Consider the following 16,487-nt stretch of genomic DNA (forward strand, 5'->3'; position numbering starts at 1 on the left):
GCGGTGCCCCGCCGGTCGATGCGTGACCGGCGGGGCACCGCGCTCGTTGGACCGCGGGTACGGGACCGTCCGTACGCGTCCTTCGAGATCTCGGGAGCCCGTCGTGCGGATGTACCTCCTCCGGGCCGTCGCCCGCTTCGCCCGGCAGCTGGCGCTGACCTCGCCGCTGCCGTTCCCGCTGCTCCCGGGTGCCCTACCCGCGCCGGACGCCCAGCGCCGGTAGCACCGTCTCGGCGACCCGGTGGGCCTCCTCCAGCAGCGGATTGCCGGAGAGGATGAAGGTGTCCACCCCGAGCGACTCGAACTCCTGGAGCCGCTCGACCACCTGGGCCGTCGATCCGACCACGGCGGTGCCGGGACCGGGGCGGAACAGGCTCATGCCGGGCCACAGGTTGGGGTGGACCTCCAGCTCGCGGGCCCGGGCCGGCACCTTGCCGCCGTGCTGCCGGAACTGCCGCTGCCAGCCGACGCCGCCCTCGCCGCGCGCCCCGCCCAGTTGGCGGGCGTAGGTGGCCTCGCTGGTCACGTCGAGGAGCCGGTCGGCGGCGGCCCAGGCCTCGTCCTCGGTGTCGCGGACGATCAGGTGCAGCCGCAGCCCGATCCGCAGGGTGCGTCCGTGCGCGGCGGCGCGCTCCCGGACCAGGTCGAGCTTCTCCTTGAGCTGCTGCGGCGGTTCGCCCCAGGTGAGGTAGACGTCCACGTGCTGGGCGGCCATCTCGATCCCGGCCGCCGAACTGCCGCCGAACCAGAGCGGGATGCCGCCCGGCTGGACCGGGGTGAGTTCGCGCAGGCTCGCCCCGGCGTTCCGGAGGTCGTAGAACTCCCCCTTGTGGTCGAAGACCTCGCCCGAGGTGAGTCGCTTGACGATCGACCAGTACTCGGCGCTGAGGCGGTAGCGGTCGTCGTGCTCGACGTGCAGGCCGTACTCGCGCAGCTGCTCGGTGGAGCCGTTGACCACGTTGAACCGCAGCCGGCCGCCGTGCAGATGGTCGAAGCTGAGCGCCATCTTCGCCAGCAGGGTGGGCGAGATCAGCCCCGGGTGGACGGCGAGCAGCGGCTTGAACGCCGGGGTGGTGGCGGCGGCGAGCGCGTTGCCGAGGTCCCACACGTCGTGCAGGTCGGTCGCCAGCAGTGCGCCGGTGTAGCCCAACCGCTCCACGCTTCCCGCGAGTTGCTGGAGGTAGCGGAGGTCGACCGGGCGGCGTCCGGACGGCTCCCAGGGGTAGTGGCCCTCGCGCGGGATGATGTACCAGAGGAATTCGGAGGCCATCGGTCAGACCGCCCGGATGTCGGCGGCGGCCCTGTCGGCCCCGGCCACAGCCGCAGCCGCAGCCGCGGCCACCGGGGCCTCCAGCGCGGGCAGGTGGGCGTCGGCGACGACCACCCGGCGCTCGACGAAACCGACCCGGTGGAAGATGTCGGCCGCCTCCTGCTGCTCGGCGACGAACCCGGCGGTCGCCGGCTCCAGCCGCCACGGCAGCCCGGCCAGGGCGGTCCGCCAGTCCTCGGCGCCGCCGCCGAGCTCCGCCGCGGCGATCGCGGCCGCCTCCGGCAGATGGGCGGCCACCCAGGCGTCCGCCCGGGCCAGGGCGGTGACGATCGCCGCGACCACCCCGGGCCGGTCGGCGGCGAAGCCGCGCCGGGTGAAGAACACCGAGCGGTCGGTGATGACGTCGCCGGTGCGGACCAGCTCGCGGAAGCCGCCGTCGCGGCGGGCGGCCGCCAGTTCGGCGCCCTGGGCGATCCAGCCGGCGATCGCGCCCTCGCGCAGCAGCCGCGCCGGGTCCTGCCCCGCCGCCGGGCGGACGGCCGTGACATCGGTCGCGTAGGACAGGCCCTCCGCGTGCAGGGCCTTGGCGAGCAAGTGGGTCTGCCAGGAGCCGATGGCCAGGACGACGGTGCCGCCCTTCAGGTCCGCGACCGACGCCACCGGCCCGTCGGCGCTCACCAGCAGCGCGCCGTGGTCGGGCCGGGGCGCCGACACCGCCGCGTAGACCAGGTCGTGGCCGGCGGCCTGGGCGGTCACCGGCGGGGTGGAGCCCGTACCGCCGAAGTCGATCACGCCCTCGGCCAGCAGCTCGCCGGTGCGCGTCCCGTCGGTGTAGTGGTGGAACTCTCCGGTCTCCCCGAACGGTGCCAACTCCTCGTCCAGGTAGTCGAGTCGGGAGAGGTAGTAGAGGGACGGGTTGCTGGCGTGGACGCCGAGGGTGATGGCCATGGGATCAACTCCTGTGGTGCGGGCGGGGCGAGGGGGGTCGGGCAGGGGCGGTTCGGGCGGGGCGTGCGAGGAGGGCGGGCGGTGTCAGTGGACGCCGAGGTCGGCGAGCAACCGGCGCCGCAGCTCGGCGAAGGCGGGATCGGCCGGGTCTCGCGGACGGGCGACGCCCACCCGCTGGTCGCGCACCAGCTTGCCGTCCCGGAGCACGGCGACCCGGTCGGCGAGCCGCACCGCCTCGTCCACGTCATGGGTGACCAGCAGCACGGCCGGCCGGTGGCGGCGGACCAGATCGCCCACCAGGTCCTGCATGCGCAGCCGGGTGAGCGCGTCCAGGGCGGCGAACGGTTCGTCCAGCAGTAGCAGTTGGGGCGCGCGGACCAGGGCCCGGGCGAGCGCCGCGCGCTGTGCCTCGCCGCCGGAGAGGGTGGCCGGCCAGGCGTCGGCGTGGCGCTCGAGGCCGACCTCGGCGAGCGCCCTCAGCCCGGTCTCCCGGGTGGCGGCACCACGCGGCAGGCCGACCGTGACATTGGCGAGCACCCGCTTCGAGGGGACCAGTCGCGGTTCCTGGAAGACCACCGTCCGTACCGCCGGGACGAGGACCGTTCCGCCGTCCGCCCGGTCCAGCTCGCCGAGGATGCGCAGCAGGGTGGTCTTGCCGGTGCCGCTGGCGCCGAGCAGGGCGACGAACTCGCCGCGGGCGATGGAGAGGTCGACCCCGTCGAGGACGGCCCGGGTGCCGAACACCCGGCGCAGGCCGCGCAGATGGACGGCCGGGGTGCTCCCGGCCCCGGTCTCCGGCTCGGCCCCGGCAACGGTAGGGGTAGGGGTAGGGGTAGGGGCGGGCACGGGGGTGGTGGTCATCGGGTGCCTCCCTGGGCGGCCCTGCGCCAGGGCATCAGGACCCGCTCCAGCAGACGGACGATGCCGTCGGCGGCGAGTCCCAGGACCCCGTAGATCAGGATGCAGACGGCGAGGATGTCGGTGCGGGAGTAGTTCTGCGCCTGGGCCATCAAGTAGCCGATGCCCTCGGTGGAGTTGATCTCCTCGGCGGCGATCAGGGCGATCACGCTGAGCGTCATGGAGAGCCGCAGGCCGGAGAGGAGGGCGGGCAGGGCGCCGGGCAGGACCACGGTGCGCACGATCGCCCAGCGTCCGAGGCCGAAGCTGCGCATGGCCTCGATCAGCTTGGGGTCGGTGTTGCGGACCCCGCCGGAGGTCGACACGTACATGGGGAAGCTGGTGGCGACGCCGATCAGGGCGACCTTGGCGGTCTCGGTGATGCCGAACCAGACCATGAACAGCGGGACGAGGGCGAGGAAGGGAACGGTGCGCAGGACCTGGACCGCCGAGTCGAGCAGTTCCTCGCCGAGGCGGAAGAAGCCGGTCACCACACCGAGCACCAGGCCGGTGCCGGCGCCGATCAGCAGGCCGAGGCCGGCCCGGGTGAGCGAGACGCCGAGGGCGTCGGTGAGCTGGCCGTTGCCCCACAGTTCGCCGACCGCCTCGGCCACCTGGGCGGGCGAGGCCAGCACGTCCTGGGTGAGCGCGCCGGTGGCGGAGGCGAGGGCCCAGCCGCCGAGGAGGGCCAGCGGGCCGAGGGCGCGCAGCGTCAGGGCGAGGGCGCGGGGGCGGGAGGTCCGGCGGCGGGCGCTCGGTTCGACCAGTCCGGCCGCGCGGGCGGCGGCGGTCTCCGGATCCGCCGCCCGGTCGCCCGACGGGTGGGTGGCGGTGGTCACTTGGCCGCACCGCCGAGCGCCCCGAGGTCGATCAGATAGGGCTTGACGTCGACCTGCTGCTTGGTGACCTTCTGCTCCGCGAAGAACGCGGCGACGGTGCCGAACCGGGCGACGTCGGCCTCGCCGATGGCGTCGGCGGCGGCGCCCTGGCGGGTCACCTCGACGGCGACGTCCTTCTCTGCGGCGGTGACGGCGGTCGGCCCGGAGTCGGTGAAGACGTTGAGGTACGCGGCCGGGTCGGCCTTCTCCTTGAGGCCGTTCTCGCGCAGATAGGCGTAGAAGGCCTTCACCACCTCGGGGTGCTTGTCGGCGAAGCCGTTGCGGACGGCCCAGACGGCGTAGTTGTCGGAGCCGACCTCCTTGCCGTTGACCAGGAAGTGCGCGCCCGAGTTGGCGATCGACGGGGTGGAGAAGGTGTTCCAGGTGGCCCAGGCGTCCACCTGTCCGGAGTTGAAGACGCCCGCCGTCTGGTCGGCGCGCAGATAGACCCGCTCGACCTTGTCCGCCGGGACGCCGTTCTTCTCGAGCGCCTTGAGCAGCAGGTACTCGCTGGTGCCGCCCTGGCTCACGGCGACCTTGCGGCCGACCAGGTCCTGCACGCTCTTGATCGGCGAGCCGTTCTTCACCAGGATGCCCTCGCCGACGCCGTCGGGGGCGGTCTGGGCGAACAGCTTGAAGCCGGGCTTCTGGGCCAGCGCGGCGACGGCGGAGGTGATCGACCCCTGGGCGACGTCGAGCTGGTCGGCGGAGAGGGCCTGGGCGGCGGGGGCGAACGGGCCGGCGCTGCCGGTCCAGGCGACCTTGGCGTGGACGGCCGCGAGGGCGCGGTCGAGCGAGCCGTCCTTCTTGCCCAGGGCGAGGAAGCCGTTGTTCCCGGGGTCGGGCAGCCGGAGCACCGCGTCGGCCCGGTCGGCCTTCCCCCCTCCGGCGGCGGCCGCTCCCCCGTCGGCGGAGGAGCCGCAGGCGGCCAGCAGGGCGGTGGCGAGCAGGGCGGTGGCGGCGAGGACGGGGCGGGAGGGATTCACGGGTCGGCTCCTGTGGTCGGGGGCGCGGGGGGGGGGAGAGGGCGGAGAGGTGCGGGAGGAGGCGGGGTGCAGGGGGAGGCAGCGGGGTGCGGTGCGGCGGAGGCGTACGGACGGCCTTCGGGAAGTGTCGGCCGCTACCCGTCAGTCACCGTGCGTCCGCCCCTCGGCGCGGCGGGCGGCGAGCAGCTCGCGGGCGGCCCGGAGCGGCTCCGGGTCGGCCCAGGCCCGCACGTCGACCGGTCCGGCCAGGAATCCGTGGCGGTCGAGGAAGCGTTCCTGCTGCTCCAGCAGGGCGAGGCGGTCCTCGGAGAGATCGAGGTGCAGGGTGCGGTGGCCGCCCTCCGCGTACGCCCCGGCGACGCCCTCCTCCCCGGCTCCGGTCTCGGCGCCCAGGATCCGGGCGACCTCCGCCGGCTGCCCGGCGGCCCAGTCGGCGGCCTCCAGCAGCACGGCGAGGAAGCGGGCCACCAGGTCCGGGTGCGCGTCGAGCAGTTCCTGCCGCACGGTGATCGGCCGGGGCGTGCCGTTGTTCACCCGCGCCCGGCGGTCCGGGACGGCGTCCAGGTCGACGGCCACCTCCGCCCCGATCCGGCGGGCCGCCTCGACCGCGAGCGCGCCCTTCACGTAGACCGCGTCCACCACGCCGTCCCGCAGCGCCGTCAGCTCCGCCTCCCACTGCCCCTCCCCCGGCGCGGCCGGCACGTCCACCAGTTCGGCGTCCGCCGGCGTGAGACCCGCCAGCGAGAGTGCTCCGTGCAGTCCGGCCAGCGCCATCGCGCGCCAGAAGTCGATGGCGATCCCATGGTGTGGGACGGCGAGCCGCAGCCCGCGCAGTTGTCCGGGTTCGGCGACCCCGCTGCCGGAGCGGACCAGGACGACCTGGCGCTCCTCGATCCAGGTGAGTCCGACCAGCCTGGTCCGCTCTCCGCGCGAACGGGCCCAGAGCGCCGGCACATTGCCGCCCTCACGGAACAGCCCGGTCAGGGCGTGGGTGTAGTGGTGGTCGGCGGCGACCTCCGCGGGCACGTCCTGGAGCGAGCGGACCGCGATGCCGTCGGGGGCGAACTCCCGGCCCAGCCAGCCCCGGTCGGCCGCGATGCCGGTCGCGGTGGGCACCGGGCAGCGGGTGAACCAGAGGGTGTCGGGCACCCCGGGGGCGACGGCTGCGGCCGGGAGGGCGGCAGTCGGGAGAGCGACGGCCGGAAAAGCGGTAGTCGGGAGAGCGGCGGCCGGGGCCGGCTGGGCCGGGGAAGCGGCGGCCGGCGAGGGCTCGTCGGCCGAACTGCGGGCGGAACTGGGCACGGTGGCTGGTCCTCTGCGGCGGGGGCGTGGTGCGGGCGCGGCGCCGACGACGGGGCGGCGGGCGCGGTACGGGGTCACCAGGCGCGGTGGAACGGAACGGGGGCGGGGCGGGAGTCCTGCGGGACCGGCGCGGGCCGGGGCGCGTCAGCGACAACACGCGCAGGAGGAGAGGCACCGGTGGGTCGTCACGGCACTGCTCCTTCCCGCGGTCCGGGCGCCTCCGGACGGGACTGTCCGGTGCGCTGCGCCGAGCGTTCCACGGCGGGCGAGCCAGGAGCAAGGGTTTGCCACATCATGGGATTGCTTGTTCATGAACGGCATCCTTTTGCAACGCCGTTGACACATTCCCGCAGCACACGCTGCCATAGTCTGGGAGCGACTCCGGTGAACGACCGGAGCCACGGACAGAACGAGAGATGCCATGGCCGAGGCCGTCACCGCCGCCCAGAGCCCGCCGGCCGGGGCCCAGGCCGTTCAGCGGGCCCTCGGACTGCTGCACTGCTTCCACGACAACGGCCCCGATCTGAGCGCCTCGGACCTGGCCCGCCGGATGGGCCTGTCCGTGTCCACCGCGCACCGGCTGGCCCGCACCCTGGTCAGCGCCGCGTTCCTGGAGCAGGACGAGCACACGGCCCGCTACCGGCTCGGCCCGGCGGTCGCCGAGCTCGGCCAACTCACCTTCCACCAGCGCGGGCTGCACCTGGCCGCACCCGAGCTCGACCTGCTGTCCCGCCGCACCGGTTCCGCCGCCGATCTCGCGATCCGCAGCGGTCCGCACGCGGTGATCCTGGTCGGCGCCTCCGTGCGGCCGGACACCGGGCTCGGACTGCGCCGGCCGCTCCACTCGACCGCGCTCGGCAAGGTGCTGCTGGCCTGGCCGCGCCCCGGTGACGCGGGCGTGGCGACGCTCGGCCCGCTGGCGCCGTTCACCGACCGGACCATCACCGCGCCGGAGCGCCTGGCGGAGGAGCTGGCAAGGGTCAGGGCGGCCGGTCACGCGCTCAACGACGGCGAGTCGGAGACCGGGGTGCGCACGATCGCGGTACCGGTACTGGACGGTGCCGGGCAGGCCAGGTTCGCCCTGGCCGTCCGCTCCACGCCCGCGCACCTCACCGACGAACGGCTGGACTGGTTCCTCGGCCACGCCCGGGCCTGCGCCGGCGCGCTCGCGGTCCTGCTGCTGCCGCCGGAGCAGCGGATCTGATTGCACGTCAAAACAGGCGAGGGGACCGGGCGTTCGGTGAGAACGCCCGGCCCCCGGCCGATCGGTGGAGCGACGTGCGGTGGAGCTACGTGCGGTCGAGCGACCTGCGGTGGAGCGCGATGCGGGAGCGACGTGCGGCGGAACGGGCGCGCCGTGCGGCGAGAAGCGGGGTGAGCACTCAGGCCACCGGCGTGTACTTGTAGCCGACCCGACGGACCGTCACGATGCTGTCGCGGTAGGCCGCTCCGAGCTTGCGGCGCAGCCTGGCCACGTGCACGTCCACCGTGCGACCGTCGCCGACGTGGCCGTAGCCCCAGACGGCGGACACCAGGTGGTCCCGGGTGTGCACCCGCTGCGGGTGCTCGGTCAGGTGGGCGAGCAGCTCGAACTCCAGATAGGTCAGGTCGAGCAACTGACCGTCCACATAGGCGTTCCGGCGCTCGGTGTCGACCGTGATCCCCCGGCCGGCGGGCCGCACCGGACGCGTGCCGGCTCCGGCGGCCGAACCGAGGCCGGTGGCACCGGTCCCGCCGGCGACGGGCCCGCCGAGGACCGGAGCACCGAGGGCCGACGCGCCGGCGGCGACGGCCGGACCGGCCTGCGGCGCAGGGATCGTGGCGGTCGGGAAACCCTGCTGCCCGGCGCCCGGTGCCACGGCGACGCCGCCGCCCTCGGCCGGGACCAGCACCAGGTAGCCGACCATCGGCTGCCCCGCCGGGGCGCCGAACTGCGCCCCGTACTGGGCCAGCAGGGCCTGCGGCAGCGATCCCTGCGGCAGCGCCGCGACGACCGCCGCACCCTCGGGCAGCGCCGCGAGCAGCGCCTGCGGCGGGAGCGCGGGAACGATCTGCGGGACGGCCGACGCGACCGGGGAGACCGGCGGGACCGCGGCGGTGACCCGCTGCGGCGCGGGGCCCCCGTGCCGGCGTTCGGCGGGGGACGGGACGGAACGGACCGCGCGCAGGTGCGGGGTCGCGGAGGGGAGGGGAAGAGTGGCCGTGGAGGTGGAGGACATGGTGTCGCTCATTTCGCGCGTGACGGACGGGGTGGAGTCGTCTGCGCGTCTACCGGGCGTGCTGCCGTGGACCGACCCGAGGTCAGCGGAGGGAGTGCCGGGACGCGCTGGGCGAACCCGGACACGTCTGGTCGAACAGGTGTGGCTGGCGGGACGGCCAGAACGGTTCGAGGAGGTTCACTGGTGCTCTCCGCAAAGCGGGCAGGGCCGACGACGGCCCACCGGACTGCTGTCCGGTGCTGCCGGGTCGACGATGCGATGGACCGTCAGTGTCCGCCGGGCCCGTCCGGCGACTCCGGAAGGGGCGCTGCGGCCGGGGACTCCCCCGGACGGCGAACGGCGGTGACGGTGAGGTGGCTGGCGACGGTTGGCGAGGTCAGCGACAACAGGCGCTGCAGATCAGCGCGTGGTCGATGTACCGCCGGACGGTCAGCGCCGGGGTGACCGGCATGGCGAGATCGGCTTGGGCGGACCGGCGCGCGGCACATCGCTGCTCGACGTTCATGGCTCGGTCCTCCCCCCTCGGTCTGCCGGTACGTGCCCGTACCGCGCTGCGACACGCGTGCCGGACGCACACCGGGTGCGTGGCACGGTCGAGGCATCCCGGCAGTGGGCCCGGGCGGCCTTCGTCACCAGAGCCTTCCACGCCGGGCCCGTCGAGGCAACCTGCTCGGCCGGGATCGTCCGGCATGTGAACACCCTGATGAGACGCCGGCTGTCGGGCGGGGCGGTGGACCGGGCCGAGCCGGAGAGGTGCCGGAGCGGGGCGGGGTGGACCGGGCCGGGGCGGCTCATCGTGCCCCGGTGCTCGTCCCCCGCCGCGCCGCCGCGTGCTCGACCAGGGCCACCAGCAGTTCCTTGCCGTCCTCGCGACGGCGGGCGTCGCACAGCACCACCGGGATGTCCGGGTCCAGGTCGAGCGCGTCCCTGACCTCCTCCGGCGAGAACAGCTCACTGCCCTCGAAGCAGTTCACGGCGACCAGGAACGGGATGCGCCGCTGCTCGAAGAAGTCCACCGAGGGGAAGCAGTCCGCGAGCCGCCGGGTGTCGGCCAGCACCAGCGCGCCGAGCGCGCCCCGGGCCAGCTCGTCCCAGACGAACCAGAACCGGTCCTGGCCGGGCGTGCCGAACAGGTAGAGCGCGAGCCCCGGCCGCAGGTCGATCCGACCGAAGTCCATCGCCACCGTGGTGGTGCGCTTGGCCTCGACGCCCGCGGTGTCGTCCACCGGGCGGCCCAGCTCGCTGAGCTCCTCCTCCGTGCGCAGTGGCCGGATCTCGCTGACCGATCCGACCAGGGTGGTCTTGCCCGCGCCGAAGCCGCCGGCGACCAGGATCTTCACCGCGACCGCCGGACCGCCCCGCCAGCGCGGGTCGTTGGCCCGCTCGGCGCCCCCGTCGTACGCGGGGCCCGGGGCGGTGGCGGCAGGGGCGTGGAGGTCAGAGCGCACGGAGTCCATTGATCACGTCTCGCAGCAGGCGCTCGTCCGGCAGCTCGGCGAGCGGAACGGGTCGGGTGACGCTGATCAGTTCGGCGTCGTAGAGATCGCCGAGCAGGACGCGTACGACGCTGACCGGCAGGTCGGTGTAGGAGCCGAGCTCGGCCACCGAGATCGGCTCCCGGCGGCACCAGGCCAGGATGGTCTGGTGCTCGGGGTCCAGCACATGGGCGGGGACGGCCGCGGCGACCGGCGCCGGGTCCTTGGCGACGATCAGCGAGATCAGGTCGAACAGACCGTCCTCGACCGGCCTGGCCCGGCCCCGGGTCATCGAGTAGAGGCGCACCACCGGGCCGGCCTCGTCGTCGAACCAGCGGTTGTCGACCGGGGTCCGCGGCCGGAACAGGTCGAGGTCCGACCCGTCGCCGTCGCCGTCCCCGTCGCCGCCCTGACCCCGGCCGGAGGCTTCGCCCCCGGCCCCACCGGCCGGGTCGGCCGCCACCGCCTTCGGCTCCTCGTCCGCCATCGGACCGCTCATCTCCCGGGCGGGGCCACGTCGGCGCGCGGTTCGGCGGCCAGGTGCTCGCCGACCCGCTTGACCAGCAGAGCCATCTCGTAGGCGATCTGGCCGATGTCGGCCTCGGCCTCGCTCAGCACCGCCAGGCAGCTGCCGTCGCCGGCCGCGGTGATGAACAGGAAGGCCTCGTCCAGCTCGACCATGGTCTGGCGCACTCCGCCGACCTTGAAGTGCCCGCCGGCCCCCTTGGCCAGGCTGTGGAAGCCTGCCGCGACGGCCGCCAGGTGCTCGGCGTCCTCCCGGGCGAGGTCGCGGGAGGCACCGGTGGCCAGTCCGTCGCCGGAGAGGATCACCGCGTGGCGCAGCGCGGCCACTCGGCCCACCAGGTCGTCCAGGAGCCAGTTGAGGTCTCCGGACGACTGCGTCGAAGTGGTCATGAATCAGTTCCTTCTGCTGGAGCGGGTCGTGCGGATGGTGCGGGTCGTGCCGGCCCCACCGGTCGTACGTGCGGTGCGGGCCGTACGGGCCGTACGGGTCGTGCGGATGGTGCGGTGCCTTCGGGCGGCCCGTCGGACAACGGACCGGCGGGTGCATCGGGTTCCGTCGCCTGGCGCGGCGGCCGGACGAACCTGGTCGGCGGCGGCACCGGCGCCCGTCGGGCCAGCGGCGCCGGCTCACCCGCGGACGGGCCGGGCAACGCCGCCGGGGCGGGTGCCGGGGCCAGCGCGCGGCGCGTCGACGGCACCGGGAAGGGCGTTCCGGACGGCGCCGGTGTCGGGGCGGGCGTCGGGGCCGGGGCGGGCGACGGGGCGGCCGCCGGCCGGGCGGCGGGGGTGCCGCGGCCCCGGGTGAAGCCGCGCTGGAAGGAGGCGAAGGCGGCCCGCGCCTCCTCGGGCGAGCGCTCGCGCACCGGTTCGGCCTCGCTCCCCCGGGCACCGGAACCACCCGGGCCGTCGGCCCGTCCGGCGGCGGCCTCCGCCGCGCGCTCGCGCAGCTGCGGGGCGAGGCTCGCCTGCCGCACCCGTCGCGGCAGCCCGCCCGGCGTGGCCGCGGTGGCGGTCCGCGTGGGCGCGGAGTCGGCGGTGGCCGCACCCGCCGTCGCGGGCGCCGCGACCGGCCGGTCGGTGACGGCCCCGGTGGGCACGGCCCCGGTGGCCACGACCTCGGTGAGCACGGCCCCGGCCGCGTCGGCGGGCCCGGTCACGGTGCCGGGCCGGACCTCGGCCGGCCCGGGTGCGAGGGATTCGACGTCGTCCGCCGTGGCCGCCGGGTCGTCCGCGCGCCGGTGGCGGCCGGTGCCCGGTCCGGTCGCGTCGCCGGCGGCGGCCGTGACCAGCACGGGCCCGCCGCCGCGCGAGCGGCGCGGCAGACCCCCGGGGGTACGGGCCGGTTCGGGCGCCGAGGGGCGCGGCCCGCCGACGATCCGGTGCCGGCCGCCCGCTCCGTTCACGCCCTTCAGCGCACCGCCCGCACCGCTGTCGCCGGTCGCGCCGTTCGCGCCCCGGGCGGTGGGCGGGTCGTCGTCGGGGCCGTCCTCGGCCAGGGCGGGCACCGCGACCAGGTCGCGCTGTCCGCGCCGCCCCACCGCTGCCCGCCGGCCGCCGACCGGTCCGGGGGCGGTGCCCGGCCCCTGTCCGGCCCCCGTAGCCGTGCCGGTGCCCGCGGGCGGCTCCGGCAGCCCGTCCGGCGCCTCCGCCAGCAGCTCGCGCGGGATCAGCACCACCGCCGTCGTCCCCCCGTACGGGGAGGGCCGCAGGTGCACCCGGATACCGTGCCGGCGCGCCAGCCGGCTGACCACGAACAGGCCCAGCCGGTCGGTGTCGGCGAGGTCGAACTCCTGCTCCACCGCGAGGCGTTCGTTGATCTCGGCGAGCGCCTGCTCGCTCAGACCGAGCCCGCGGTCGTCGATCTCCAGCGCGAAGCCGTGCGCCACCACCTCGCCCTGCACGGTGACCTGGGTGCTGGGCGGGGAGAACACCGCGGCGTTCTCCACCAGTTCGGCGATCAGGTGGGTGACGTCCGCGACCGCGCTGCCGAGCAGACCGGTGCCGGGGAACGGCCGGACGATCACCCGGGCGTAGTCCTCGACCTCGCCGACCGCCGCGCGGACCACGTCCACCATCCGCACCGGCTTGCGCCAGGCCCGGCCGGGCGAGCCGCCGGCCAGGATGATCAGGCCCTCCGCGTGCCGGCGCATACGGGTGGTGAGGTGGTCGACCTTGAAGAGGTCCTCCAGCTCCGCCGGGTCCTCGGCGCGCCGTTCCATGGTGTCGAGCAGCGTCAGCTGGCGGTGCAGCAGGACCTGGCTGCGTCGGGCCAGGTTGACGAAGACCGCCGAGACGCCGCGCCGCAGTTCGGCCTGCTCGACGGCGGCCTCGACGGCGGCCCGCTGCACGGCGTTGATCGCACGGCCGACCTGGCCGATCTCGGCCTGGCCGAACTCCAGCTCGGGGGCCTCGGTGGCGACGTCCACCGACTCGCCCTTGCGCAGCCGCAGCATGACCGAGGGCAGCCGGGTGCCGGCCAGTTCGTTGGCGGCGTTGCGCAGGCCGATCAGCTCGCGGACCAGGCCCCGGCCGATCCGGAAGGAGATGAGGACCGAGAGCACCACCGCGACCAGGCCGATCAGGCCGGCGATGCCGCCGCGCCAGAGCAGTCCGATCGCGTAGGAGTGGTCGCGGTCGTCGATGGTGCCGCTCAGCCGGGCGTTGATCGCCGCCAGGTCGCCCAGGGCGCGGTCGGCGGTCTCCCGCCAGGCGTCGCCGTTGATCGCCTGCACCACCCGCTCGGGTCCGCCGGCGCCGACGAAGTCCGCCTCCGCGCGGGCGAGCGCGGCCCAGGCCTCGCCGCCGCGCAGGGCGATGTAGTCCGCCTGGTCGACCGGGTCCAGCTCGGCGATGTAGACGGTGAACAGCGCCTGCTGGTTGTGCAGGGCGTCGAGCGCGACCTGGTACTGCTCGGAGGTCGGCCGGCCGGGCGCGGTGCGCAGCCCCTCCATCGCCGCGTCCTCCTGGGCGAGGTACTCCCGGGCGCGCATCAGCTCGATCATGATCGTGCCCTGCCTCGGCAGTTGGCCGCTCTGGCGGGCCACGAAGGCGGAGCGGAAGCCGAAGACGGGCTTGATCAGGTCGGTGTACTGGCCGAGGGCGAACTCCCAGTTCAGCGCGGCACGGCCGATCTGGGCGCGCAGCGGGCTGAGCTGGTCGGCGGCGGCGAGGATCTGCAGGTAGCGGCCGCGCTGGGCCTCGTCGAGCCGGCCGCCCTCGGCGTCCTTCTTCTGCTGCAGCACGGCGAGGTCGTGGTCGGTGGCGGCGCGGGCCTGCTCGAAGGCGTCGCGGGCGGCGCGGGAGGCCGGATCGGCGAGCCTGCGGACGGCGGCCCGGCGCTCGTTCTGCAGGTCGTGCGCGTACACGTCGACCGGGGCGCCGAACTCCTTGTAGGTCGCGCTGACGTCGAGCCGGCTCCAGACGTCGCCGGTGGTGGCGAGCGTCGCGTACGCCCAGAGGGCGGTGAGGGCGACGATGGGCACCAGGAGCAGCGCGATGATCTTCGCGCGGATCGAGCTGCTGCGCAGACGCATGGAGTCCTCGGTCGGGAAGTGCCAGGCGCGGACGGGGTGCGGGGAATGCGGGAGGCGTGAGGGGGCGGGGCGGCCTGGGAGCGGGAGCGTGGGGCGGGCGACGCGGAAGCGGCTCGACCCGGAGGCGGGTCGGCACCGACGGTTTGACACGGACGGGTTGACACGGACAGGGTTGGTACGGACCAAGCGTCGGCCGGGGGCAGCGCTCGGCCGCGACCGAGGGCCCCGGCCGCAGGTCTGCGAGACTCTACTACGGCCTGACCACTCGTTCGAGGGTCGAACCCACCCTCTCGTCGAGCCGGGCCGGATCGGGTCCGGATCGGGTCCGGATCAGGCCCGGACCGCCGTCGCGATCACCGTCCCGATCACCGCGGTGATCACCGCTCCCGCACAGCCGTCCGAAGCCCTCGACGGCTCCACGACACTTTCCGCACACACCGGTGCCGATCTCGTCGCGCCGCAGTCACAACCCTGGGCAGTCGGCGAGGGATCCGATAGTTTCGCTGCACCTGCAGGACTGATCGGGGGGATCGTGCGCGAGTTCACCACCCCCGCCCCGGCCGGACCGCCGGTCGCCGGAGGGCTGGCCGACTCGCTCTACGACACCGCCGAGCGCTCCCCCGCCCTGGTCCAGCTGTCCCGGCGCGCCGACCGCTACCGGCGCGGCACCACCGGGGGCGCCTGGCAGGACATCACCGCCGCGGACTTCCGCGACGAGGTGCTCGCCCTCGCCAAGGGCCTGCTCACCCGGGGCGTGCGCTACGGCGACCGGGTCGCGCTGATGTCCCGCACCCGCTACGAGTGGACCCTGTTCGACTACGCGCTCTGGTCGATCGGCGCGATCTCCGTCCCCGTCTACCCCACGGCCGCGCCCGAGCAGGTCCGCTGGATCCTCGCCGAGACCCAGGCGGTGGCCTGCCTGGTCGAGGACGAGGACCACGCGATGACCGTCGGCGCGGTCTGCGACGCGTTACCCGACCTGACCGGCATCTGGCAGCTGGACCGGGACTGCGTCGAGGCGATCGTCGAGGACGGGCACGGGGTGCCCGACTCGCTGGTCCACCGGCAGCGCCTCGGCGTCACCACCGACACCGTCGCCACCGTCGTCTACACCTCCGGCACCACCGGGCGCCCCAAGGGCTGCCTGATCACCCACGGCGCACTGGCCGCCGCGGCCGACGCGCTGCTCGACGGCTGGGGCGAGGCACTCCGCGACACCGGCGGGCACCCGCCGTGCACCGTCCTGTTCCTGCCGCTGGCACACGTCTACGGACGGATGGTGCAGATCGCCTCGATCCGCGGCGGCTTCCGGATCGGACATGTCTCCGAGGTCTCCACGGACGCGCTGCTGCCCGCACTCGCCGCCCTCCGCCCGACCTTCCTGCTCGTCGTCCCCTACGTCCTGGACAAGGTCTTCCAGCAGACCCGGCGCGCCGCCGAGGAGGCCGGCCGCGGCGAACTCCTCGAACAGGCCCGGCAGGTGGCCGTCGACTGGGCGGCCGCCCGGGAACAGCGCGCCTTCGGACGCGGCCCCGGCCCCGGCACCGCGCTGCGGCTGCGCCACCTGGCCTACGAACGCACGGTCTACCAGCGGCTGCGTTCCGTGTTCGGCGGCCGGGTGCGGGCGCTGATGTGCGGCGGCTCCACCCTCGACCGCGAACTCGGGCTCTTCTTCGCCGGGATCGGCTTCCAGCTGTTCGAGGGCTACGGGCTCACCGAGACCTCGGCCGCGGTCACCGGCAACCCGCCCGGACGGTCGAAGATCGGCTCGGTCGGACGACCGGTTCCCGGCGCGACGGTGGCGATCGCCGACGACGGCGAGGTGTGGGTACGCGGCCCCGGCGTCTTCGGCGGCTACCTGAACCATCCGCGCTGCACCGCCGAATCGCTCTTCGAGGGCTGGTTCGGCACCGGCGATCTCGGCAGCCTGGACGAGGACGGCTACCTGACCATCACCGGCCGCAAGAAGGACATCATCGTCACCAGCAGCGGCAAGAACCTCGCACCCGCCGCGCTGGAGGTCCGGGTGGAGTCCCACCCACTGGTCTCGCAGTGCCTGGTGGTGGGCGACGACCGGCCGTACGTGGCCGCGCTGATCACCCTCGACCCGGCGGCGCTGGCGCACTGGCTGAAGCGGCGCGGGCGCGGACAGTCGGACCCGTGGACCGTGCTCGCCGACGAGGATCTGCACACGGAGGTCCAACGGGCGGTGGCGGCGGCCAACACCGCCGTGTCGCGGGCCGAGTCGATCCGCGCCTTCCGGCTGCTGCCCCGGGAGTTCGGGATCGAGCAGGGTCTCATGACGCCCTCGCTGAAGCTGCGGCGGGCGGCGATCGTCGAGTACTACGCGGCGGACATCGAGGAACTGTACGCCCCCTGACGTCTCGTCTTGTCCCGTTTTACGCAAGCGAATTGGGAGTCCGTCGAGTACGACCGGTCCCTTGACGATCGCGG

General features: G+C 74.8%; 14 protein-coding genes. 2 read left to right on the top strand and 12 right to left on the bottom strand.

Annotated elements, in window-relative coordinates; translation table 11 throughout:
* Window positions 1-193 precede the first annotated feature (193 nt).
* From BLU95_RS09370 to BLU95_RS09395, 6 genes are all read right to left on the bottom strand, one after another.
* Window positions 194-1,270, bottom strand: coding sequence for an LLM class flavin-dependent oxidoreductase (locus tag BLU95_RS09370; protein WP_093859600.1), 1,077 nt, complete (start codon window positions 1,268-1,270; stop codon window positions 194-196).
* 3 nt (window positions 1,271-1,273) lie between these two features.
* Window positions 1,274-2,218 (bottom strand): ABC transporter substrate-binding protein, encoded by a 945-nt coding sequence (locus BLU95_RS09375; RefSeq protein ID WP_093859601.1) that lies wholly within the window; start codon window positions 2,216-2,218, stop codon window positions 1,274-1,276.
* Between the two features lie 84 nt (window positions 2,219-2,302).
* On the bottom strand, window positions 2,303-3,079 hold the full coding sequence (locus BLU95_RS09380) for an ABC transporter ATP-binding protein (RefSeq protein ID WP_093859602.1): 777 nt from the start codon (window positions 3,077-3,079) through the stop codon (window positions 2,303-2,305).
* A complete protein-coding gene (locus tag BLU95_RS09385) occupies window positions 3,076-3,954 on the bottom strand; it encodes an ABC transporter permease (protein WP_093859603.1) in 879 nt (292 codons plus the stop codon). The genes BLU95_RS09380 and BLU95_RS09385 overlap by 4 nt, the downstream gene beginning before the upstream one ends.
* Window positions 3,951-4,979: an NrtA/SsuA/CpmA family ABC transporter substrate-binding protein gene (locus BLU95_RS09390; protein ID WP_093859604.1), complete on the bottom strand. Its 1,029-nt coding sequence runs from the start codon at window positions 4,977-4,979 to the stop codon at window positions 3,951-3,953. Before BLU95_RS09390 ends, BLU95_RS09385 begins: the two co-directional genes overlap by 4 nt.
* A 141-nt stretch (window positions 4,980-5,120) precedes the next feature.
* Window positions 5,121-6,128 carry an ABC transporter substrate-binding protein gene (locus BLU95_RS09395; protein ID WP_093864747.1) on the bottom strand — a complete coding sequence of 336 codons (1,008 nt, stop codon included), beginning with the start codon at window positions 6,126-6,128 and terminating at the stop codon, window positions 5,121-5,123.
* A gap of 574 nt (window positions 6,129-6,702) precedes the next feature.
* On the opposite strand from BLU95_RS09395, the gene BLU95_RS09400 reads away from it, so the two are divergent.
* Window positions 6,703-7,485 (top strand): IclR family transcriptional regulator, encoded by a 783-nt coding sequence (locus BLU95_RS09400; RefSeq protein WP_093859605.1) that lies wholly within the window; start codon window positions 6,703-6,705, stop codon window positions 7,483-7,485.
* Between the two features lie 178 nt (window positions 7,486-7,663).
* On the opposite strand, the gene BLU95_RS09405 is transcribed toward BLU95_RS09400, so the two are convergent.
* The 6 genes from BLU95_RS09405 to BLU95_RS09425 form a co-directional block, all read right to left on the bottom strand.
* Window positions 7,664-8,500 (bottom strand): winged helix-turn-helix domain-containing protein, encoded by an 837-nt coding sequence (locus tag BLU95_RS09405; protein ID WP_107452501.1) that lies wholly within the window; start codon window positions 8,498-8,500, stop codon window positions 7,664-7,666.
* 376 nt (window positions 8,501-8,876) lie between these two features.
* On the bottom strand, window positions 8,877-9,005 hold the full coding sequence (locus BLU95_RS45015) for a hypothetical protein (protein ID WP_286158621.1): 129 nt from the start codon (window positions 9,003-9,005) through the stop codon (window positions 8,877-8,879).
* A 286-nt stretch (window positions 9,006-9,291) separates the two neighbouring features.
* Entirely contained in the window at window positions 9,292-9,840 is a 549-nt protein-coding gene (locus BLU95_RS09410) for a GTP-binding protein (protein ID WP_231978715.1), read from the bottom strand.
* A 97-nt stretch (window positions 9,841-9,937) separates the two neighbouring features.
* Window positions 9,938-10,462, bottom strand: a complete 525-nt coding sequence (locus tag BLU95_RS45505) for a DUF742 domain-containing protein (RefSeq protein WP_093859607.1) — start codon at window positions 10,460-10,462, stop codon at window positions 9,938-9,940.
* An 8-nt stretch (window positions 10,463-10,470) separates the two neighbouring features.
* A complete protein-coding gene (locus tag BLU95_RS09420) occupies window positions 10,471-10,890 on the bottom strand; it encodes a roadblock/LC7 domain-containing protein (RefSeq protein WP_030392000.1) in 420 nt (139 codons plus the stop codon).
* Window positions 10,887-14,033, bottom strand: coding sequence for a sensor histidine kinase (locus BLU95_RS09425; RefSeq protein WP_093859608.1), 3,147 nt, complete (start codon window positions 14,031-14,033; stop codon window positions 10,887-10,889). Before BLU95_RS09425 ends, BLU95_RS09420 begins: the two co-directional genes overlap by 4 nt.
* 532 nt (window positions 14,034-14,565) lie before the next feature.
* Between BLU95_RS09425 and BLU95_RS09430 the strand changes: the two genes are divergently transcribed.
* A complete protein-coding gene (locus BLU95_RS09430; protein ID WP_093859609.1) occupies window positions 14,566-16,413 on the top strand; it encodes an AMP-dependent synthetase/ligase in 1,848 nt (615 codons plus the stop codon).
* The last annotated feature ends 74 nt before the right edge of the window (window positions 16,414-16,487 follow it).

It is taken from the genome of Streptomyces sp. TLI_053 (genome assembly GCF_900105395.1).
GTDB lineage: Bacteria > Actinomycetota > Actinomycetes > Streptomycetales > Streptomycetaceae > Kitasatospora.